This is a genomic window from Arthrobacter sp. FW306-2-2C-D06B (genome assembly GCF_021789175.1).
Taxonomy (GTDB): Bacteria; Actinomycetota; Actinomycetes; order Actinomycetales; family Micrococcaceae; genus Arthrobacter.
In genome coordinates this window covers 695057-716504 of record NZ_CP084560.1, presented here as the reverse complement: position 1 = coordinate 716504, position 21448 = coordinate 695057, and the positions used below count along the sequence as shown (strand labels likewise).

At 63.7% G+C, this 21448-nt stretch carries 16 protein-coding genes, 1 tRNA gene, 1 rRNA gene and 2 pseudogenes; 11 read left to right on the top strand and 9 right to left on the bottom strand.

Annotation, left to right across the window (positions count from 1 at the left end):
* The first annotated feature begins 38 nt into the window (after positions 1-38).
* On the top strand, positions 39-1583 hold the full coding sequence (locus tag LFT47_RS03530) for a PucR family transcriptional regulator (RefSeq protein WP_236815293.1): 1545 nt from the start codon (positions 39-41) through the stop codon (positions 1581-1583).
* 339 nt (positions 1584-1922) lie between these two features.
* Here the strand turns inward: LFT47_RS03530 and LFT47_RS03525 are convergent.
* A tRNA-Thr gene (locus LFT47_RS03525) sits at positions 1923-1996 on the bottom strand.
* 127 nt (positions 1997-2123) lie between these two features.
* The gene (locus tag LFT47_RS03520; RefSeq protein WP_236815291.1) at positions 2124-3002 is read right to left on the bottom strand and encodes a DsbA family protein; all 879 of its coding nucleotides are present in this window, start codon (positions 3000-3002) and stop codon (positions 2124-2126) included.
* A 180-nt stretch (positions 3003-3182) separates the two neighbouring features.
* Between LFT47_RS03520 and LFT47_RS03515 the strand changes: the two genes are divergently transcribed.
* The 4 genes from LFT47_RS03515 (at position 3183) to LFT47_RS03500 (ending at position 8273) form a co-directional block, all read left to right on the top strand.
* Positions 3183-4673 (top strand): alpha,alpha-trehalose-phosphate synthase (UDP-forming), encoded by a 1491-nt coding sequence (locus LFT47_RS03515; protein ID WP_272909606.1) that lies wholly within the window; start codon positions 3183-3185, stop codon positions 4671-4673.
* Positions 4663-5487, top strand: a complete 825-nt coding sequence (otsB, locus tag LFT47_RS03510) for a trehalose-phosphatase (RefSeq protein WP_236815289.1) — start codon at positions 4663-4665, stop codon at positions 5485-5487. Before LFT47_RS03515 ends, otsB begins: the two co-directional genes overlap by 11 nt.
* A gap of 194 nt (positions 5488-5681) precedes the next feature.
* On the top strand, positions 5682-6764 hold the full coding sequence (locus LFT47_RS03505) for an ABC transporter ATP-binding protein (protein WP_234751365.1): 1083 nt from the start codon (positions 5682-5684) through the stop codon (positions 6762-6764).
* Positions 6765-6863: 99 nt separating this feature from the next.
* Positions 6864-8273: a DUF4032 domain-containing protein gene (locus tag LFT47_RS03500; RefSeq protein ID WP_236815282.1), complete on the top strand. Its 1410-nt coding sequence runs from the start codon at positions 6864-6866 to the stop codon at positions 8271-8273.
* A gap of 9 nt (positions 8274-8282) precedes the next feature.
* On the opposite strand, the gene LFT47_RS03495 is transcribed toward LFT47_RS03500, so the two are convergent.
* Positions 8283-8954: a GntR family transcriptional regulator gene (locus LFT47_RS03495; RefSeq protein WP_236815280.1), complete on the bottom strand. Its 672-nt coding sequence runs from the start codon at positions 8952-8954 to the stop codon at positions 8283-8285.
* Positions 8955-9127: 173 nt separating this feature from the next.
* Here LFT47_RS03495 and LFT47_RS03490 point away from each other — a divergent pair, with 173 nt between their 5' ends.
* The 6 genes from LFT47_RS03490 to LFT47_RS03465 all read left to right on the top strand — a co-directional run bounded on the left by LFT47_RS03490 (position 9128) and on the right by LFT47_RS03465 (position 16371).
* Positions 9128-10171: an ABC transporter permease gene (locus LFT47_RS03490; RefSeq protein ID WP_236815278.1), complete on the top strand. Its 1044-nt coding sequence runs from the start codon at positions 9128-9130 to the stop codon at positions 10169-10171.
* Between the two features lie 42 nt (positions 10172-10213).
* Positions 10214-11938, top strand: coding sequence for an ABC transporter substrate-binding protein (locus tag LFT47_RS03485; RefSeq protein WP_236815277.1), 1725 nt, complete (start codon positions 10214-10216; stop codon positions 11936-11938).
* 82 nt (positions 11939-12020) lie between these two features.
* Positions 12021-13022, top strand: a complete 1002-nt coding sequence (locus tag LFT47_RS03480; protein WP_236815275.1) for an ABC transporter permease — start codon at positions 12021-12023, stop codon at positions 13020-13022.
* Positions 13019-14086: an ABC transporter ATP-binding protein gene (locus LFT47_RS03475; protein ID WP_236815266.1), complete on the top strand. Its 1068-nt coding sequence runs from the start codon at positions 13019-13021 to the stop codon at positions 14084-14086. Before LFT47_RS03480 ends, LFT47_RS03475 begins: the two co-directional genes overlap by 4 nt.
* 8 nt (positions 14087-14094) lie before the next feature.
* Positions 14095-15117, top strand: a complete 1023-nt coding sequence (locus LFT47_RS03470) for an ABC transporter ATP-binding protein (RefSeq protein ID WP_236815264.1) — start codon at positions 14095-14097, stop codon at positions 15115-15117.
* A gap of 24 nt (positions 15118-15141) precedes the next feature.
* A complete protein-coding gene (locus LFT47_RS03465) occupies positions 15142-16371 on the top strand; it encodes an amidohydrolase family protein (RefSeq protein ID WP_236815262.1) in 1230 nt (409 codons plus the stop codon).
* 119 nt (positions 16372-16490) lie between these two features.
* Here LFT47_RS03465 and LFT47_RS03460 read toward each other — a convergent pair whose 3' ends face one another.
* From LFT47_RS03460 to rrf, 6 genes and pseudogenes are all read right to left on the bottom strand, one after another.
* Entirely contained in the window at positions 16491-17792 is a 1302-nt protein-coding gene (locus LFT47_RS03460) for an MFS transporter (protein ID WP_236815260.1), read from the bottom strand.
* Positions 17793-17925: 133 nt separating this feature from the next.
* Entirely contained in the window at positions 17926-19344 is a 1419-nt protein-coding gene (locus LFT47_RS03455) for an FAD-binding oxidoreductase (protein ID WP_236818320.1), read from the bottom strand.
* A gap of 102 nt (positions 19345-19446) precedes the next feature.
* A pseudogene (locus LFT47_RS03450) lies at positions 19447-19692 on the bottom strand (GNAT family N-acetyltransferase); the annotation flags it as partial.
* Positions 19693-19837: 145 nt separating this feature from the next.
* Complete coding sequence (locus tag LFT47_RS03445) at positions 19838-20332, bottom strand: SRPBCC domain-containing protein (RefSeq protein ID WP_236815259.1); 495 nt, start codon at positions 20330-20332, stop codon at positions 19838-19840.
* Between the two features lie 299 nt (positions 20333-20631).
* Positions 20632-21038 (bottom strand): annotated as a pseudogene (locus tag LFT47_RS03440) (transposase); the annotation flags it as partial.
* Between the two features lie 268 nt (positions 21039-21306).
* A 5S ribosomal RNA gene (gene rrf, locus LFT47_RS03435) occupies positions 21307-21423 on the bottom strand.
* Between the last annotated feature and the right edge of the window lie 25 nt (positions 21424-21448).

Here is a 21448-nt window from a genome sequence, read left to right as displayed (position 1 = left end):
CAGCCCGGCTGACCCTTCGTGAAATACTGCGGTGTCCGATGCTGCTGGACAGCTCCGTGATCTTGGAACACCCCGTTTCGAGCTTCACGTTCATCTGCACTAACGAGATCAGCGCCAGCGGAGCCGCCACCACTGCCTATCTTGATCCACCAGACGAAGTGCAGGTCAGCAATCTCGAAGGCATCTGGATATCCTCCTGGATTCCCTCCTATGCCTTGGAAATCCTGCTTCCGCAGCTGAAGCGAAAGGGCGTGGGCGTAGTGATCCTGATACCAACCACGCCTCAGGACTTCCAACCGCTCTCGGAGTTCGGCCTTTCTACCCTGGAACTTGCGCGAAAACTCAGAATGAACGTGGTTGCGCTCCACCAGCCCCAAGCGACCGTGGCCGTGGCCGCATCCCTCAGCAGGTTCATGGGATCGGATCTCTGGGCACGGTCCATTAATATGACGGCCTTCACCCACGCCGTCCATCAGATGGAGCCAAGCCCCGAGGGCGTCGTTTCTGAACTCAGAAAGTATGTCAACGCGCGGATAGCAGTGATCAATTCACTCGGCCTGCCGCTCGCAGGCGCAGTGGAACGGCCGCTCGCATTCGGCAACATCGAGGCGTCACCCTTGTTTGACCCCAGCCAAACCCCGAACCTTGTATCGGTTCCCTTGCCCCCGCTTGTGGAGGACGACGATCCAGCGCTTTGGATACTCGCGGAATTCCAGCCCGACGCCCCGCCCTTCGAGCTGGAGGCTGCACAAGAACTCATGGAATTAGGGGCCCTTTCGTTGCTCAGGTGGCTCAGCCGGCAACGCTTCGCGAGCGAGCAGTTTCAATCCGCAAGATCAGCGATCGTCTCACAGCTCGCTGTCGCTGGCGGAGCAATTCCGGATCACGTCATCTCTCAAGCTCTCAGCGTCGGCTGGAACTTAAACGGATGGCACACCCTCATAAGCGTTCGTGCCCCACGGAAATCCCTAGCCCACGACATCGGACGAATGCTTCCAGCCGCTTTGACCCGGTATGACTACACAGTGGACTCGTCCGAATACATCGATCATTGGCTTATCTGGGAAACAAGGAAGGACCAACCAACCCGGCGCGACTACAGGGATTTCGTCGCCGCTCTGGATACCCTACGACCACCGCCAGAAACTGGAATCGTTTTTGGCGTCGCCAGGCCACGTCTTGGACCGGAGGGATTTGCAAGAAGCATCGCGGAGGCCGAAGACTTCGCTCGACAAGCAAGTTCCAGCAAGGGACGCCGGCAGATTGTTGACGCCCAGGAATCCGTCGCCACCCAATTGATCCGGACTACGCTCCATGATCCCGCACTCGTTCGCCAAGCCACGAAGTTTCTAAAACGACTGTCCGAACCAGACGCCGACTACCTGAGGAAAACGCTGAACACCTACCTTCAAAGCGAATCCAACCTCGCGGAAACGTCGCGCGCCCTTGGGGTCCATCGAAACACGGTGGTCAAGAGGATCGAAAGAATCGAGGAACTCCTGGATGCACCGCTCGAAAACCCTGACACCAAATTCGCTTTGCGCATCGCGCTCAGAATCCTGGAAATTTCCACCATCGAGTAGCCGCATCGTCCCCGACAGCAATGAAAAGGCTCCACGCTTGATCCTAGGTGAAAGTTCGCGTCCCTGAAGCCAACGGCCTTGGTGTTGTGAATGTTCTTGGCGCATTGATCGATAGGAGACGTTTCGATGAATCACGGTAAGGACAGAGAATGAGTGGCGTGCCGGCCGGTTTGCCCCTCATCGCATTTGAGGGTGCAGCCGTCGTCTGAATCCGCAGGCCAGTGTCCTGTCCTATCCGCGACGCGATTCGAACCGAGGAACGCCGCCGAAACGCTGCAGGAATTGGCCCCTTGCCAGCCCACGTACGGCACTAAACCCGCAGCTCAGAGCCGAACTAAGAGCCCCCTGTCGGATTCGAACCGACGACCCCCGCTTTACAAGAGCGGTGCTCTGGCCAACTGAGCTAAGGAGGCGCGCCCCGGCGGACCGGGACTAGTGCCCCGGCAGGCCGGAGCTGGTGCGCGCGTGCGCTAGATAAGGGTAGCCCAAGACCTCCTGCCCACGGAAATTCCAGCGGGCAGGAGGCCTAAGCCTCGATAACTACTTCTTTGCTGCGACAGCTGCATTCAGGACGGTCATGAAGTCCGCCTTGTTGTCCCATTGCTGGCCGTCAATGAAGACCGTGGGCGTGCCGGAGATCCCGATATTCTTGGCCTCCTGAGTGACTACCTTGACGAACGGCCGGTACGTCTTGTTGTCGATGCAGGAGTCAATGTTGGCCGATCCCGCTTGGGTGGCCAACTTCTTGAGGTCGTTGTCCGAAATGCCCGCACTGCCCTCGGCCGGCTGCTGTGCGTACAACAGGTCCACGAGTGCCGAGTACTTGTCTGGTGACGTGTTCGCCACGCATGCTGCAGCGTTGGCGGCGCGGGAGGAGTAGTTGGTGCTGGAGCTGGCGTCCAGGAAGCCGAACGGACGGTACTCCAGGGTGATCTTGCCGTCGTTGCGCAACTGGGTCAGCTGCTGGCTGTACGTGGTCTCGAAGTTCTTGCAGATGGGGCAGATGAAGTCGATGTAGGCCACAACTTTGACCGGTTTGCCGGCTTCAGCCTCGGCGCCGGGAGCGGTCACGGTGGCGGGCGGGGTGGCCGGGGCCGCCGGAAGCGACGAGAGGCTAACGGTGCCGGCGGCCACCTTCGCCACATCGGTGCCCTTCATCAGCGTCACGCCGCCGTGCACGTTGGCGTTGGCCGGCGTCGGGCCCTGATCGGCGATCGGGGCATTGTTCGCAATGTTCTGGGTGACCACGAGGGCAATGACCGCGAGGATCGCCACGACGGCGACCACAATGCCCCATCCGATGAGCAACTTGTTGCGCTTGTCCTTTTTCAGCTGAGCTTCGCGGATCTCTCGGGCCTTTTCGCGGGCCTGGGCGGTGCGCTCTGCCTTGGACAGGCGTGGTTCGTTTGCGGGGCTCATCAGTTCCTCGTGATTTATCGACGGCTTTGGTTTTTAGCTAGGGCAACGGTGCCAGTTTACGGGAGAAGACCGGCAGCTTTGCTGGGGTCTTCGACTCCAGTCTGAGGAACGAGCAAGTGTCCATGATGATTCCCGCCGGTAGGGTGGGAGATGAGTCACAAGGAACCCCAGGGGGCAGCAATGCAAGAAACGGCAAGCGAAAAAATCGACGGCGCGCCCGAAGGCAATCAGGCTCCAAAGGCCCGGAAACACGATTTCATGGTGGTCTCCAACCGCCTTCCCGTGGACCGTTACACCAACGATGACAGCGAAAACAGCGAGGAAGGTTGGCGCCGCTCCCCAGGCGGCCTGGTCACTGCCCTCGCGCCGATGATGACGAAGACCGACGGCGCGTGGGTGGGCTGGCACGGCGCCCCGGACGAGGCGTTGGAGCCCTTCAGCCACGGAGGCATGGACCTGATTCCCGTGGACCTCAGCACGGACGATGTTGAGCTCTATTACGAAGGCTTCTCCAACGCGACCCTCTGGCCGCTCTACCACGACGTCATTGCCCCGCCGGAGTTCCACCGAACGTGGTGGGACAACTACCGCCGGGTCAACCAGCGCTTCGCCGACGCCGTTGTCCAGCACGCAGAGCAGGGAGCCACCGTCTGGGTCCAGGATTACCAACTCCAGCTCGTGCCGAGAATGCTCCGCCAGGCGCGCCCGGACCTGCGCATCGGCTTCTTCAACCACATACCATTCCCGCCACCGGAGATCTTCGCCCAATTGCCGTGGCGCCAGGCCATCATCGAAGGTCTTCTCGGCGCCGACCTGGTGGGTTTCCAGCGCCCGAGTGACGCGGCAAACTTCATGCGCTCGGCACGCCGCTTCATCGGCGCAAGCGTCAAACAGCAGCAGGTCCACGTCAAGGGACCGGACGGCCGGATCACCCACATTGCCCGCGCGCAGGCCTTCCCGATCTCCATCGCCGTGGATCAGATCAGCGAACTCGCGGAGCGCCCGGACATCATCGAACGTGCCCGGCAGATCCGCCAGGACCTCGGTAACCCCAAAACGATCCTCCTAGGCGTGGACCGCCTCGACTACACCAAGGGCATACCCCACCGTTTGAAGGCCTTTGAGGAACTCCTCAAGGAAGGACGGCTCACCGTGGAGGACGCCACACTGATCCAGGTGGCGAGCCCCAGCCGCGAGCGCGTGCGGCAGTACAGACTCCTGCGTGAAGAAATTGAAGGCACCGTGGGCCACATCAACGGCAGCTACGACACGATGCAGAACACCGCCGTTCGCTACCTCCACCACAGCTACCCGATCGAGGAGATGGTCGCCCTGTACCTCGCGGCCGACGTCATGCTGGTGACGGCGTTGCGCGATGGCATGAACCTCGTTGCGAAGGAATACGTCACCGCCCGGACCAACAACACGGGTGCGTTGGTCCTGAGTGAATTCACTGGCGCGGCCGATCAACTCAAGCAAGCACTCCTCATGAATCCGCACGACATCGACGGACTCAAGAACACCATCATGAGGGCGGTGCACCTGCCCCCGAACGAATCCCGCCGCCGGATGAAGTCCATGCGCAAGCAAATCCTCGACCACGACGTCGATCATTGGTCCGCCGAATTCCTCTCGGCCCTGGCAGAAACAGTGGTGCGCGATGACTCCTGAGACAGCAGCTACTCCCCCGCTGAGCCTGACGCCCGAACTGCTCGACGCCGTGCGCAGGATCGCGGGAACCGACCACCTTCTGGTGGCCATGGACTTTGACGGCACCATCTCCCCGATCGTGGACCACGCCGACGCCGCGCGCCCACTCCGGCGCTCAGCCGCCGCTTTCGCTGAACTCGCCAAACTTCCGAGGACGACGACGGCGCTCATCTCCGGGCGGGCACTGGCCAGCCTCCGGGCGGTCGCCTCGCCGCCTGAGGCCACGCTGCTGATAGGCAGTCATGGCGCGGAGGCCTGGATGGGCCCCGGTTCGGCGGAGCTTCGTCTCGACGACGCCCAAAGGGAACTCCTCGCCGAAGTCCGCGAGGTCCTGGCCGGAATCTCGCAGGAAGCCCCGGGGACCGTCCTCGAAGACAAGCCCGCCGGCGTCGTACTCCACACCCGGCGTGCCGCCGATGACGTGGCGGAGGACGCTGTCGCGGCCGCGCGGGCGGTCCTTGAAGGCCGGCCAGGGGTCTTCCTCAAGAACGGCAAGCGGGTTCTCGAGACCTCCGTGGTGCATTCCTCCAAAGGGGAGGCTGTCGAGTTCCTGCGCCAGGCGACCTCCGCCACCGGAATCCTTTTTGCCGGCGACGACGTGACGGACGAGGACGCGATCGCCAGGCTTGGCGCCGGCGACGTCGGGGTGAAGGTCGGCCTGGATTTCACCCAGGCCGAGTTCCGCGTCGAGGCCCCTGTTCACGTCGCCGAACTCCTGGAGGCGCTCCTTCGCGAGCGTCGCCGCGCAGTCTCGGGAGACTCATCTCACATGTGACATTCGTAACATTTAGGCGAATAACCCGGGCTACTGCCATACTCTTGGTTGTGATGTGGCGCACAACTACCGTGCGGCGTCACTCAGTCTCCCTTGCCCGGGCCCAGCCCAGGGCGGGGAGTCCAACTGAATAAACATGAACCATTCACAACGGATCGTCCGGCACGTACCTGCCGGTGAAGGGATTGATAACTGTGGCAACAGTTACTTTTGATAACGCTACGCGTCTGTACCCGGGCACAGATAAGCCCGCCGTCGATAAGCTCAACATCGACATCGCCGATGGCGAATTCCTGGTCCTCGTTGGACCCTCCGGTTGCGGTAAGTCCACCTCCCTGCGCATGCTCGCAGGGCTCGAGGATGTGAACTCCGGCCGCATTCTGATCGGTGACCGCGACGTCACGGACGTCCCGCCGAAGGACCGCGACATCGCAATGGTCTTCCAGAACTACGCCCTGTACCCGCACATGACGGTTGCGGACAATATGGGCTTCGCACTCAAGATCGCCGGCGTCTCCAAGGAAGAGCGCGCTGAGCGTGTCCGCGAAGCAGCCAAGCTTCTTGACCTCGAGCTTTACCTGGACCGCAAGCCGAAGGCACTGTCCGGTGGCCAGCGTCAGCGCGTAGCCATGGGCCGCGCAATCGTCCGTAACCCGCAGGTCTTCCTCATGGATGAGCCCCTTTCCAACTTGGACGCCAAGCTCCGTGTCCAGACCCGCACCCAGATCGCGTCCCTGACCCGCCGCCTCGGCGTCACCACGGTCTACGTGACCCACGACCAGGTCGAGGCCATGACCATGGGTGACCGCGTTGCCGTTCTCAAGGACGGCCTGCTGCAGCAGGTAGACACCCCGCGCAACCTGTACGACCGTCCGAAGAACGTCTTCGTTGCCGGCTTCATCGGCTCCCCCGCCATGAACCTGCTCGAACTGCCCGTCGTCGACGGCGGCGTCCAGTTCGGTGGCACCGTTTACCCGGTACCGCACGATGTCCTCGAAGAGGCACACGGCAAGACCGTCACGCTCGGTTCCCGTCCGGAAGACCTCGAGACCGTTGGTGCCGGCGAAGGCCTCGAAGTTGAGGTCGACGTCGTCGAAGAGCTCGGCGCCGACGCCTACGTCTACGGCCACACCACGCTTGACGGCAAGAGCCACGACATCGTGGCCCGCGTCGACGGCCGCCGCCCCCCGATGAAGGGCGAGTCCATCTTCGTTCGTCCGCAGTCCGGCCACGTGCACTTGTTCGACACCAAGTCGGGCCTGCGCCTGGGCGACTAACAGCCTCGCCGGCATCACCGCATTACCGACGGCGGCCCTTCCGAGTGGACGGGCCGCCGTCGTCGTTAACAGCAGCCTCCATACGGAAGAATTGACCCCATGACCGAGCAAAGCGGTGCCAAGTGGCATGACGAACCCACCGACTACGCGCAGATCGGCAAACTCCCGCGCACCGAGGCCGCCAGCGCCAATGACACTGCTCCGCCGGCGGGCGTGATCGGATCCCTCAATATCACCGCCGCGGCAGCGGATCCTGAGCTCCTCGACCTGCCATGGCACATCGCACTCGAAGACTGGCCGGCGGCGAACCTGGCCGCCCTGCCGCGCGGTATTTCCCGGCACATCGTGCGTTTCGCGCACCTGGCCGGCTCCGTCATCGCCATCAAGGAAACGTCCGAGCACGTTGCCCGGCACGAATACCACATGCTCCGGAAGCTGGCACGAATGGATGTGCCTTGTGTCGAACCGGTCGCGGTCATCACCGGCCGCACCACCGTTGACGGCAGGCCCCTGAACCCCGTGCTGGTCACACGGCACCTCAAGTTCTCCATGCCTTACCGGGCGCTCTTCTCCCAGATGCTGCGCCGGGACACCCTCACAAGGCTTATCGACGCCCAGGCGCTGCTGCTGGTGCGCCTGCACCTGATCGGTTTCTATTGGGGCGACGTTTCCTTGTCCAACACCTTGTTCCGCCGCGACGCCGGCGCGTTCGCTGCCTACCTCGTGGACGCCGAGACGGGCGAGCTTTACCCCGATCTATCTGTGGGCCAGCGTGAGTACGATCTGGAGATCGCCCGCGTCAACATCGCCGGGGAACTCATGGACCTGCTCGAAGGCGGCCTGATCGAGGAGAAGGTGGACCCGGTGGCGACGTCGGAGCTCATCATGGACTCGTACCGCCGGCTTTGGGCCGAACTCACCGAGAAGGAATCGTTCGAGCTCGGTGAACGCTGGCGCGTGGGCGCACGTATCCGCCGCCTCAACGAACTCGGCTTCGACGTCGAGGAATACGCGATCAAGACCACCGCGGACGGCTCCACCATCCAGCTTCAGCCCAAGGTCGTCGACGCCGGCCACCACCAACGGCGGTTGCTCCGCCTCACGGGCCTGGACGCCCAGGAGAACCAGGCCCGCCGGCTGCTCAACGACATGGATTCATTCCGGGCGGACAACAACCCGGACATGGACGAAGAAATCAGTGCCCATACCTGGGTCAGCCAGATCTTCGAGCCCATCGTCCGGTCCATCCCGCGCGACCTCGCAGGCAAGCTCGAGCCGGCGGAAGTGGTCCACGAAGTCCTCGAACACCGCTGGTACATGAGCCAGAAGCAGGACAGCCACATCCCCCTGGCTGAAGCCGTGCAGTCCTACCTGGACACCATCCTGCGCCACCGGCGTGACGAGGCTGCCATCATGCTCAATCCGGACACGGCGATGCTCAAGATCCTTGAAGCTGAAACCGAGGAATCCCGGTACGACGAGGACGAATACCCGGATTCCGACGACTAGCCCGGGGGTTTAAGGCTCCAACGTCTGTGCCAGTCCCCTCAGCACGGGTTCACGCCCGAGCTCGATGTGGGAGTACGCCAGCGTGTAGGCGAGATCGGCCTTGCCGCCGAGGATGGCGTTGCACAGTTCCATGTGCTCGTCGTTCTGGAGCTCGTTGCTGCGGTTGTGCGCGAGGCCGAAGATCCAGCGCATGCGGCCGAACAAAGGTTTGACCGATTCGATCAGCAGCCGATTGCCGGACAGCCGGACGATTTCGGCGTGGAACGCCGCACTGAGGCGTACGACGTCGTCGGTCCGGCCGTCGTCGATCGCTTGCCTCGTGTCATCGAGGAGTTCCTGCAGATGGCCGCCCGGTTCGCCCGCCGCGACGCGGACGGCCGCCATGCGGGCCGCGAACGTTTCCAGGCAGAGCCGTACGTCGAAGAGTTCATTGACGTCAGTGAGCGTCAATTGGCGCACCACCGCGCCACGCCGCGGGAAGGTTTCCACGAAGCCATCCTGCTCGAGGCGTTGGATAGCTTCCCGCACGGGGATTCGTGAAACGTTGTAGAGCTCGGAGAGCTCCCGTTCACGCAGCCGCACGCCCTGTTCGTATTTCCCCGCCACTATTCCCTCAAGAACCAGTTGGTAGACCTGTTCGGCCAGGGCTTCGTCGTCGCGGGTTGTCAACGTTTCGGGCATCGGCTTCGGCCACCCTTCCCTTCCCCATCGTCTTGCATTCCACCCGAGCATACACGGACGGAAAGAGAGCTGTTTGGTATTCCAGATAGCGCGATATTTGTGATTTACATCCCATCGAACCTGCTCTTGTCTATTTTTGGTATACAAAAAGTCCGGAGCCCACTCCTTGGATCATGAATCGAGCACCCCCGTTGACCCAGCTACAGTCCACCGTCGAAGCTACGGCTGCGAGTCCATCCCCCAGTACGGCCCCGAAGAGACCCACTACCGAGGCGCGGTCACTTCTGGCCACTGCCTGGTTGCGGATCCGCCGGAGCAAGATTGCCTTGTTGAGCCTGTGCGTGGTGGTGGCCATCATGTTGTTCGCCATCCTCGGCCCGCTGCTCAGTGCCATGTCTGGCAACGATCCGTTCACGTCCAACACCAGCCCCGATGTCCTGGACGACCTCCAGACTCCCGGGTTGCCGCTCCCCGGATACATGTACCCCTCCGCCAGCCACTGGCTGGGCGTGGAACCTGGACTGGGCCGTGACCTGTTTGCACGGCTCGCCTACGGCGGCCAGGTGTCCCTCACTATTGCCCTGCTGTCCACCGCGGTCTCCGTGGTCCTGGGAACCGTGATCGGTGCAGCCGCGGGCTACTTCGGCGGCAAGACGGACGCCATCATCAGCCGGATCATGGATCTCTTCCTTGCCTTCCCGCACCTCTTGCTGGTCCTTTCGCTGACACCCATCCTGCAGTCACGGTTGCGCGACACCCCGCTGGGCCAAGGCAGCTTCCTTCCCATGGCTTCGCTAGTGGTCATTCTAGGGTTCTTCGGCTGGGCATACCTCGCCCGCATTGTCCGCGGCCAGGTACTGAGCCTCCGCGAGCGCGAGTTCGTCGAGGCTGCGCGGTCCTTCGGTGCCTCGCACCTGAACGTATTGTTCCGGCAGATCATTCCCAACGTCATGGGCGTCGTGCTGGTCTACGCCACCATGCTCATCCCCACGAATATTTCGGCGGAAGCCGCGCTGTCCTTCCTCGGCGTCGGCGTCAAGGACCCCACGCCTTCGTGGGGGCAGATGCTCAACGCCGCCCAATCCGGCAACTGGTACCTCAGCGATCCCTGGTTCCTGGCAGTACCCGGCGCCATGCTCATCGTGACCGTCCTGGCGTTCAACCTGCTCGGCGACGCCGTGCGGGATGCCCTGGACCCGAAGGCATCCCGCCACTAATCCCCCTTCATTTCCGTTCCACCCACCCCTATGAGGAGCACAATGAATACCCCCACCAGAGCGCTGGCCCTTGCCGTGCTGATCACCACCGCTGCCACAGGCTGCGCAGCGGGACAGAACCAGCCAGGAACTGCTGCATCAGGCGCTTCCAGCACCGAGCAGGCTCCCGAAGTGGTCAAGCCCGGTTTCACCACCAAGGGCGGCAACATCAACGTCCTGATGTCCTCGGACTTCCAAACCCTGGACCCAGGCAACAGCAACTACGTCCAGACGGCCAACGTCGGCCAGCTGTACTACCGGAACCTCACCATGGCGAAGGAGACGGCCGGCCAGCCGCCCACCATCGTTCCGGACCTCGCCACGGACACGGGCCAGGTGTCCAAAGACGGACTCACCTGGACGTTCATCCTCCAGAAGGGCGTCAAGTTCGAAGACGGCCGCCCCATCACCTCCGCCGACGTCAAGTACGGGATCGAACGCACCTTCGCCCAAGACGTTTACACCCAGGCCCCGCAAGAGCTCAACGCAGCGCTCGACGCCGGCGGCTACAAAGGGCCGTACAAGGATCCTTCCGCCGACCTCAAGGCTGTTGAAACGCCCGACGAACGCACTATCGTTTTCCACTTGAAGAAGCCGTTCGCCGAGTTTCCGGCTTTGGCCTCCCGTTCCAACACCTCCCCTGTCCCTAAGGACAAGGACACCAAACTGGACTACACCAACCACCCAGTGTCTTCGGGCCCGTACATGGTCGATTCGTACAGCCGCGGAAAATCGCTCAAACTCGTCCGCAACCCGAACTGGGATCCGTCCACCGACCCCAACCGCACGGCACTTCCGGACTCCTTCAGCTTCTCGCTCTCCACCTCGCAGGCCACTATCAGCCAGCAGCTCCTGGCCAATTCCGACCCCAACGCCCTCACCTTGGACTCCAACGGTGCATTGCAGACCTCGGATTCGGCCAAGCTGGCTGACGCCCAGGTCAAAGACCGCGTCGCTTCGGGACTGCTCGGTTGCAACGACGTCCTCAGCCTCAACACCGAGAAGATCACCGATCCAGATGTCCGCAGGGCAATCGCCCTGGCGCTGGACCGTCAGTCCATCCTGGTCCAGTACGGCGGACGTCGCTTCGGTGAACTCACGCAGACTCCGCTCAACGCCAAGATGCGCGGTTACGTGGCCCAGGACCTCGAGATCGACCCCACCGGCAAGCCCAAGCTGGAGGAAGCCAAGAAGCTCCTCGAGGGCAAGAACTACCCCAAGACCCTCACCTACGGGTACGCCAACAACCGCGACGCCTACAAGAACACCGGCACCGTGATCCAGCAGAACCTCAAGGCCCTGGGCATCGACGTCCAGCTCGTGCCGATCCCGGCTCCGAACTACTACTCCGTCCTGGCCAGTGACCAGCTGCCGGACATTGCTCGCTCAGGCTGGTGCGGCGGCGCCGACCCCGCGTCAGTGCGTACATCCGCCGATCCGATCCTCGGACCGAACAACGACGGCACCAGCTACGGCTTCTCCAACACGTCGCGCTACTTCGATCCCCAGATTTCGAAGGCCATGTTCGAGCTCCGGAACACGGCGGGGACCTCGGAAGAACTCGGCAAGAAGTGGTCTGAGGAGTTCGGCAAGGCCTTGAAGACCTACCCGATCATCCCGCTCGTCCGCAGCCACACCAACAGCGTGGTGGGCTCCAACATCCGCAACGCCCAAGTGGGCTACTTCTTCGGCGGCATCGACCTCTCGATCGTCGGCGTCGAGCACTAACCAGGCCCATCCGCACCAATCAGGCTAGCCCAGAAGGGAGGCGGGCCGTCCGGCGACTACCGGACGGCCCGCAACCAGCACAATGCTTAGATTCATCTTTCGCCGGACAGGCTCCCTGGTCCTGCTTCTCATAGCCGTCAGCTTCATCACCTTCACGCTATTCCAGCTGGGTCCTGCCGATCCTGCGTCGGCCGCTTGCGGCCAGGAGTGCACTCCCGAACGTATCGCGGAAGCCCGCGTGGCCCTAGGCATGGACCATCCGTTCCTGATCCAGTACATCGACTACATGCGCGGTCTGGTCTCGCCGCGCATAATCGGTGCTCCCGGAGCGGAATCGATCTGCCAGTGGCCATGCCTCGGCAAATCGTTCCAAACAAATGAAAACGTCTCGGACATCATCGCCCGTTCTTTGCCCTACACGCTCTCCATGGCGGTTGGAGCGCTCGTGCTCTGGACCGTGTCCGGCGTCGGGCTCGGTTTGCTGGCAGCACTTCGCAAGGGATCAGCCACGGACAAATTCATCGTCGGCGCAGCGTCCGTCGGCGTCTCGCTGCCTATCCCCGTCACCGGTTTGTTCCTGCTGCTGGTATTCGTCAACCAATTGCACCTCCTGCCCTTCACGACGAACGAGATCAACAGCCCCTTCGGTCCGCACGGTCCGTGGGCGTGGGTGCTCAACTACTTCCTGCCGTGGGTTGCCCTCGCGGTGCTTTTCAGCGCGGCGTACATCCGGGTCACCCGGACCAACATGATCGAGACCTTCAGCGAGGACTTCATCCGCACGGCCCGTGCGAAGGGCCTGGCGCCCCGAACAGTGACGTTCAAGCACGGTGTCCGGGCCGGTATCACTCCCGTCGTGACCATGCTCGGCATGGACATCGGGCTCCTCCTCGGCGGAGCGGTCCTCACCGAGCAGATCTTCTCCGTCCCTGGACTCGGTTTCACGGCCGTACGGGCCGCCATTTCCGGCGACCTCCCCGTCACCATGGCCATCACCATGCTGGCCGCTTTCTTCGTCATCGTCGCGAATGTCGTCGTCGACCTCGCCTACGCTGCCATCGACCCCCGAGTGAGGCTCCAATGACCCAGCTTCAGCCCAGTCCGGCCGGTCAGTCGGCCACGCGAACCGTGCGGCCCGCCACGGAAACCGCAGCGTTCCTGGACGTCCGGAACCTTTCGGTGAAATTCCCCACCGACGACGGCCTTGTCTCGGCCGTGAACGGGATGGATTTCTCCTTGGAACGCGGTCAGACCCTCGGCATCGTCGGGGAATCCGGGTCCGGCAAGTCGGTCACCAGCCAAGCGCTCATGGGACTCCTCAAGGGAACCTCCGCCCGCATCACCGGCCAGGCGTTGTTCCAAGGCAAGGACCTTGTCACCTTGCCCGAGTCCGGCATGCGGCAGCTTCGCGGCCGGAACATCGGGATGATCTTCCAGGATCCGCTCTCGGCCCTGCATCCCTTCTACACCGTGGGCCATCAGATCGCCGAGGCCTACCTCGTCCACAACAAGGCGAGCAAGAAGCAGGCCCGCACGGCCGCCGTCGACATGCTCGGCAGGGTAGGCATTCCCAGCCCCGAGCAGCGCTACGCCGAATACCCGCACCATTTCTCCGGGGGCATGCGCCAACGAGCCATGATCGCCATGGCCTTGATCTGCGAGCCGGAACTGCTCATCGCGGACGAACCCACCACGGCCCTGGACGTCACCGTGCAAGCGCAGATTCTTGACCTCATGTCCGAGCTCCAGGAAGAAACGAACTCTGCACTCATTCTCATTACCCACGATCTTGGCGTCGTTGCCGAGGTCTGCGATTCCGTGCTGGTCATGTACGGCGGCCAGTGCGTCGAATCGGGCCCCGTGGACGAGATCTTCTACGACACGCAGCATCCCTACACCCTCGGCTTGCTCAAATCGATGCCGACGCTGAGCAGTTCCTCGGGCCGGCTCAACCCCATTCCGGGCCAGCCGCCGTCGCTCCTTGACCTCCCGAAAGGTTGCATTTTCAGCGCACGATGCGAATACGCAGCCCTCGCCGGCGACGGCGTGTGCGCAAGCCAGCGGCCGGAGCTCGTGGTCGAGGACGGCCACGGCAAGCGTTGCCACTTGAGCGGCCCCCAGATCGTCACCATTCGGAATACGCGTTAGGACCCGTCATGGACACGCAGGCAATTCTCCAGGTCGAGAACCTCCAGAAGCACTTCCCCATCAAAGGTGGACTCTTCTCCCCCACAGGATCCAAGACCGTCAAAGCGGTCGACGGCGTCTCGTTCAGTCTCGCCCGCGGCCAGACGTTGGGGCTCGTGGGTGAGTCCGGCTGCGGAAAATCGACCACCGGACGCATGATCGCCCGGCTCATGGATCCAACCGGCGGGAGGATCCTGATCGACGGCGTGGACATCAGCCAGCTGGGCGGCCGCGATTTGTACAACTTCCGCCGCAAAGTCCAGATGATCTTCCAGGACCCTTTCGCCTCGCTCAATCCCCGGCAAACCGTGGGCACGGCCATCGCGGCGCCGATGCTGGCGCAAAAGATCAACCCGGCCGGCGGCCTCAAGAACCGTGTCAAGGAACTCCTCGAACAAGTGGGCCTCAAGCCCGAGCACTACAACCGCTTCCCGCACGAGTTCTCCGGCGGCCAGCGCCAGCGCGTGGGAATCGCCCGCGCCATCTCGCTGAACCCCTCCGTGATTGTCTGCGACGAGCCCGTATCCGCCCTCGATGTCTCGGTACAAGCGCAAGTGGTCAACTTGCTGCAGGAGATCCAGCGGGACACCGGAGTGGCATACATCTTCATCGCGCACGATCTTTCCGTGGTCCGCCATATCTCGCATGAGGTGGCGGTGATGTACCTCGGCAAGATCGTGGAACAAGGGCCCAGGGAGGAATTGTTCCGTGATCCCCGGCATCCCTACACGCAAGCTCTCCTGTCCGCTGTGCCCTTGCCGGATCCCCGGGCGGCCCGCCAGCAGCAAAAGATCCGGCTCCGGGGAGATCTGCCCTCGCCGGCAAACCCACCCAGCGGTTGCGTCTTCCGCACCCGGTGTCCGTTGTTCGGCACCTTGGGCGCGGAACAGCAGCAACGCTGCATCAGCGAAATCCCCCGACCAGCCAGCGCGGCTGCCCCGGCCTGCCATCACGCAGGTCTGGAATCTGCAGCCCTCGCTGGTGTGCAATAGATCCAACATCAAAGGAGCCATACATTGAACACCCTGATTCGCGCCGTCCGCCCCTGGGGACAAGCATTGAGCGACGTCCTCATCACGGACGGCAAGATCACCGGCGTCGAGCCCCATGACCCTGCACGCGCCGCGGCGACCGGCGACACGACCGTCGTCGAGGGCCGCGGCCGCCTCCTCGTGCCGTCGTTCTCGGACGTCCATGTGCACCTGGACTCCACCCGCATCGGTCTTCCGTTCCGCGAACACACCGGCGGCCCGGGCGTGTGGACCATGATGATGAACGATCGGCAGAACTGGCGCAACGCCGAGGTTCCGTTGCAGGAACGCGTCAACAACACCCTCGGCCGGATGATCGCCCGCGGCACCACCCGCGTCCGCTCCTATGCCCAGATCGACGTCGATTGCCGCCTCGAGCGTTTCGATGCCGTGATGGCCGCCAAGGAGCAGTTCAAAGGCCAGGCCGACGTCGACATCATCGCGTTCCCGCAGGCCGGGCTTCTCCTGGAGGACGGCACCGTACCCCTCATGGACCAGGCACTCAAGGCCGGCGCCAATGTCATGGGAGGCATCGATCCGTGCAGCCTGGACCGCGACCCTGCCCGGCATCTGGACATCGTCTTCGGACTGGCCGAAAAGTACCAGGTCCCCATTGATATCCACCTCCACGAGCCCGGCGAGCTCGGTGTCTTCAGCACTGACCTGGTGATCGAGCGCACCCGCGCCCTGGGCATGCAGGGCAAGGTCACCATGTCCCACGCCTACCAGCTGGGCAGCGTCTCCGAGGCCACTACGCGCCGCCTCATCGATGAGTTCGCCGAACTGGACATCTCCATGGCCTCCGTGGCGCCGGGCTCCGCCGGCGTGGCGGGCCAGCTGCCCATTCCGCTGCTCGCGGAAGCCGGCGTCCGGATGGGCTTGGGCGAGGACGGCCAGCGCGACTACTGGTCCCCTTACGGCAACACGGACATGCTCGACCGCACCTGGCAGCTGGCATTCACCCACGGCTTCCGCAAGGACGAGCTCATCGAGCACTGCCTCGCGATCGCCACGGTAGGCGGCGCCAGCATCCTTGACCCGTCCGCCACCCGCCTGAAGGGCACGGCACACCGTCCCGGCGTCGACGTTGGCGATCCCGCCGAACTCCTGCTGCTCGACGGCGAAACCGTCGCCTCCGCCGTCATGGACCGCGGCACCGACCGCACGGTGATCCACCGCGGCAAGGTCGTGGCGGAGCAGCTCGAGCTCGTCTAATTCCGCCCAACTGACTCGCAGTTGTTGTCGTTATGTGGGCTCATAACGACAACAACTGCGAGCTAGTTGGGCAGGGGGGAGGGCCGTGCGTGGTTTGGTTTGCGCCCTGCCCCCATTGGCTAGCGCCCGACGGCGGCGGGCTCGCCCAGGTGTTCAGTCTCGGCGGCTGCCACTGACACGGCGCGCCCACGCACCGCGAGGAAACCGGCCACCGCGAGCAGCACCGCTTCCGCAGCCAGGACCCAGAAGGGAACGTCCCAGCCGCCGGACCACTCATGCAGGAATCCCGCACCCAACGGCCCCAGCGAGGCCAGTGCGAAGCCCAAGCCCTGGCTCATGGCGGACAGGCTGCCGGCGCTCTCTGGCCCTGCCGAGCGGATGATTACCAACGCCATTCCCAGCCCGAACCCGGCGCTCTGGACGATCCCCAACAGGCCCACCATGAGGAATTGCAAAGCTACGGGCGCCGTCAAGACTCCTATCAAAGCCGCGGCGACGAGCAGTCCCAAGCCGGGCCCCATAACCTTCAGAACCGCGCGACGCCCCGCGAGAACGGGGGCCAGCAGGCTCGCGGGCAGCCCTGCGACGCTGAACCAGGCCAGGAGCCCGGCTGCGTCGGCCGCGGTCTGTCCCTTCGACACCAGGAACACCGCGAGCCACGAGGTCACGGCGAAATACAGCATGGCTTGCAGCCCGAAAAAGGCGGTCACGGCCCAGGCCGTCCGCTGCTTCCGCAGCGGGATGGTGCCGGCTTCCCCCGTGGCGCCGCCCGCCGTCGTCGTCTCCTGTAAACCAGCGCCCGACGCCGGTCCGCCGGTTCCGTCGGGACGCGCGGCTGTTTGACCGGTGCGGTGGATCAACGCGGCCCCTAGCAAGGCGGGAACGGCCCAGACGGCCAGCGCCCAGGCGAGGCTTCCACCGAGCGCCTGCTGCAACGGCTGGACGAGTCCTGCGCCAAGCGCCGCGCCCAGCCCGAAGCCCATGGTGCACAGCCCCGTCCACCACCCGGTACCGCGGTTGGCTTTGACGATCTGCGGCACAAGCACGCTGGCGGTCATGATGGAGGCCCCTGCGAGGAACGTTCCGGGCAGCAACAGTCCGGGCACGAGCACTCGGACAAGGAGCGCGGCGGCCAGTACCAGGAGCGCCGCCGCCACGGCCCTGCCGGTGCCCAGGCGACGGGCCAGCCAAGGACCGCACGGAGCCGAGACCCCGAAAGCAAGTACAGGCAAGGCGCCAAGCAACGGCAGCAAGTGCGCGTCGAGCCCGAATCCTGCCTGCAGCTGCCCCATGGTGCCGGCGATCGTCGTAATGGCCGGACGAAGGTTGATGGAGACAAGCGCCAGTGCAACGAGTACCAAGGCGGTGTTTCGAGCGGCGCTCGCGGAAGTACCGCGGCGCGGCGGGTGTGCTTGTCCCATTGATTGTCTCCCTGGAATCTAATTTGGTATACCAAATAAGATTAGGGGCATGGGGAATCAAAGTAAACTGGCGTAAAAATGGCAGCAAAGTATGACGCGAGATCTTGTCGATCACATTTGGAATACCAGCGGCCTAGATAGCCTTACCGGGGTTGAAAATTCCGGCTGGGTCGAAAAGCTCCTTGATGCGGTGCTGCAACTCGCGGATGGGCCCGGGCTGCTCAAGGCCGAGCCAGCGCAGCTTGTACTGCCCCACTCCGTGCTCGCCCGTGATGGTTCCGCCCATCTCCAGGGCGGCATCGATGGAGTCGTCCAGGGCCTTGTTGAGGCGGGACATGGCATCGGCGTCCACTTCCATGTCCACACGGTCCACCCAGAAGGTGGGGTGCAGGTTGCCGTCGCCGGCATGGGCCACCACTTTGAGCCGGACATCGTGGGTGACGGCCATGGACTCGAGCGCGGCCACGTAGTCGACAAGACGTGACCTCGGAACGGCGACGTCCTCGCCCACCCGGTATTCGTTGTCCACTTCGTCGCCTCGACTCGACCGCCGCATCTCAATGAGTCGCTCGGCTTCCGCGTTCGATTCCGCCGTCACCGCGGCGCCCCTAGCAGCGAGCACTTCCCGCACCAGTGCTGCCTCGGCAGCGGCGCCGAAACCGTCTGTCTGGATGAGCAGCAGCGCCTGTCCACGTTCTCCGAGGTCCGAGCCGTACAGTTCGTCGAGCTGTGCCAGCGTTCCGGCGTCGAGCATTTCCATGATGGCGGGCTGAACGCGTGCCCTTCCGACAGCCAGGACGCCGGCCGCGGCACTGCGGAAGTCCGGATAGAAGGCTGCCACCGTCCGTACCTCGCGGGGCAGGTAGCGCAGGCGCACCGTTACGCCCACCACGATCCCCAAGGTGCCCTCCGAGCCCACAAACAGTGCCGTGAGATCGTACCCGGCCACGCCTTTGAACGTCTGGTGCCCCGTGTGGATCAGCGAGCCATCGGCCAGGACGACGTCCAGCGCCAGCACCGAGTCTCGGGTCACGCCATATTTGGCGCAGCGCAAGCCACCGGCATTCGTGGCCACATTGCCGCCTATCGTCGACATTTTGAAGCTCGCGGGATCCGGCGCATACATCAGGCCGTATTCCGCCGCGGCCGCGTTCAGGTCAGCGTTCACCACGCCAGGTTCGACGACGGCAGTCTCATCATCCGCATTGAGCTGCAGGATGCGGTTCATGCGTTCCAGGCCGAGTACGATGCACCCGTGGCTGGCATGGGCGCCGCCGGAAACCCCGGTGCCGGCTCCGCGGGCAACAATCGGAACCCCATGCTTGGCGCAACTGCGCACCACATGCTGCACGTCTTCAACGGATTCGGCGAACACCACAGCCAAGGGAAGCTGCAAGTCCAGGACTGGTCCGAGGTCTGCCGCATAGCTCGTTCGGGTGTCCTCGTCGACGGCGACTTGCCCCGGAGCAAGGGCGGCCGCTAGCTCATCGATGAACCCTGCGGGGCCTTGGCTCTGCCGGATCGGCCCAGAGGGCAGAATCCGGCGGGCCATGACGATCTCCAACCTGGCCTTGTCCTGCGGATACGGCCTGCTGGCACCGGTGTATTCAAATCCATGCCGCTCATAGAACGCCTTCGCGCGCGCGTTATCCTCGTGGACGCCCAGTTCGATCACGCCGGCTCCAAGCTCTGCGCCCGCTACTGCGCAAGCTTCATCAAGCAACTGGTCAGCCAGGCCCAAGCCCCGGTGTTCGGGTGCCACGTAGACGCTGATCAACATGGCTTGCAGAGCCCCGGCAGGGTCCTGTGGCTGCTTGATGACCACGCGCATGAGTCCATTGATGCGGCTGCCTTCCGCACCGTCATCCGCGACGAGGGTAACGCTCGAGTCGCTCGACATCGTGGCTGCGCGTTCTTGCCATTGGGTGTCAGTCTGGCGCCGAGCGGCCGCGAGGCTCTCGACATAGGCCATCGGGGTGTCCGACAGCATCTCCAGCCGGACGTCGCGAAGCAACCGCCAGTCAGCCGCTTGGAGCCGCCGGATTCTATTCACTTCCGCCGCCCATGAACCGGACATAGCGATCAAGAACTCCAGGCCAGTCAGCCGCGTAGTCCGCCCGGGTCTGCGCTGGGTGTTCGGCCCCTTCCCAGCCGTCGTGGACCAGGCGAACCTCCGTACCTCCGTCAACCGCCCGGAAGGCCACTCGAAGTTCGGTGGACCACATCGCGGTGCTGCCGGGATACCAGCTCGCATGGAAGGACAACGGCGGCTGCCAATCGTCGATCGTCCCCCATATCGAGGTACGTCCGTCATCAGCAGTCTCCAGTATCAAATTCTCTTCGAACTCAACGTGCGAGCCCGCCCCATAGACGCTGTGGTCCTCCATCGGCCACCAAAGATGCGGGTGATCCGTGAAGCCCATAAAAGCATGCGCCACCGGCGAAGGCACGACGACGGTGCACACTACCGGGTCCAGCTCGCCGCCTTGCTCCGGCTGGGGTTCCGAGTCCGGCGCGAGGTGACTAAAGAGGCTCTCCATGTGCACCAACTTTACCGCCCAGCGACACCCTCGACTCCGGGCCCGATGCGCTCCCCGCAAACCCCGGCTCACTTATGCCGGGCCCTGGCCGGACGCCCGCTCACATATACCAGGTCCCGACCGGACGCCCGCTCACATAAACCGGGCCCTGTCCGGACGCCCGCTCACATAAACCGGCTCCTGGCCGGACGCCCGCTCACATAAACCGGCTCCTGGCCGGACGCCCGCTCACATAAACCGGCTCCTGGCCGGACGCCGGGACTGTCTGATAATCGGTGTGCGGGTCCGGCTGGTTTTCATCAGTGACTGGTTCTTTCGAACCGGCCTGCGAAGGTGATAGCGAACGCGTTCAGCGCAGGCTTCCACCTCATCATCCAGCGTGCACGACCGCCGGTCGGATCAAGCGACCTAGTGACGAGATACAGGCATTTCAGGGCAGCGGCCTCGTTCGGAAAATGCCCGCGGGCCCTCATGCGCGCCGGTAGCGGGCGTTGATCGACTCGATCGCGTTCGTTGTGCAGATCACCCGCCTGATCTCCACCCCGTACTCCAGGAAGGGCACGAATTCCGCCCAGGAGGACTCCCAAAGCCGCACGATGGCCGGATACCGCTGGCCCCATTCGGCCGTGAACTCGGCGAACCGGTCCTTCGCCGCTTGCTCGGACGGGGCCGTGTAGACCGGCTTGAGCGCCTTGACGATGCGGTCGCGGTGCTGGTTATCCCGACACTCCCAGGCCTGGGGTCCGGTCCGGCTCGTGGGTGAGCGGCGGTCGGCCCGCAACCGTTGATACGTGAGCGGGGGTCGGCCCGCAACCGTTGATATGTGAGCGGGCGTCGGCCCGCAACCGTTGATATGTGAGCGGGGGTCTCAGGGGTGTGGGTGTGTTTGGGGTTTTGGGGGTGGGGGTGTGTTGTGGGTGTTTAAATGGGTCGGGCCCCGGCACGTGTGTGTCGGGGCCCGGCCGTTAATGGTTGTCCGGCGGTGTCCTACTCTCCCACACCCTCCCGGGTGCAGTACCATCGGCGCTGTGGGTCTTAGCTTCCGGGTTCGGAATGGGACCGGGCGTTTCCCCCACGCTATGACCGCCGTAACCTTGTTACCCGTCCCCGCACGGG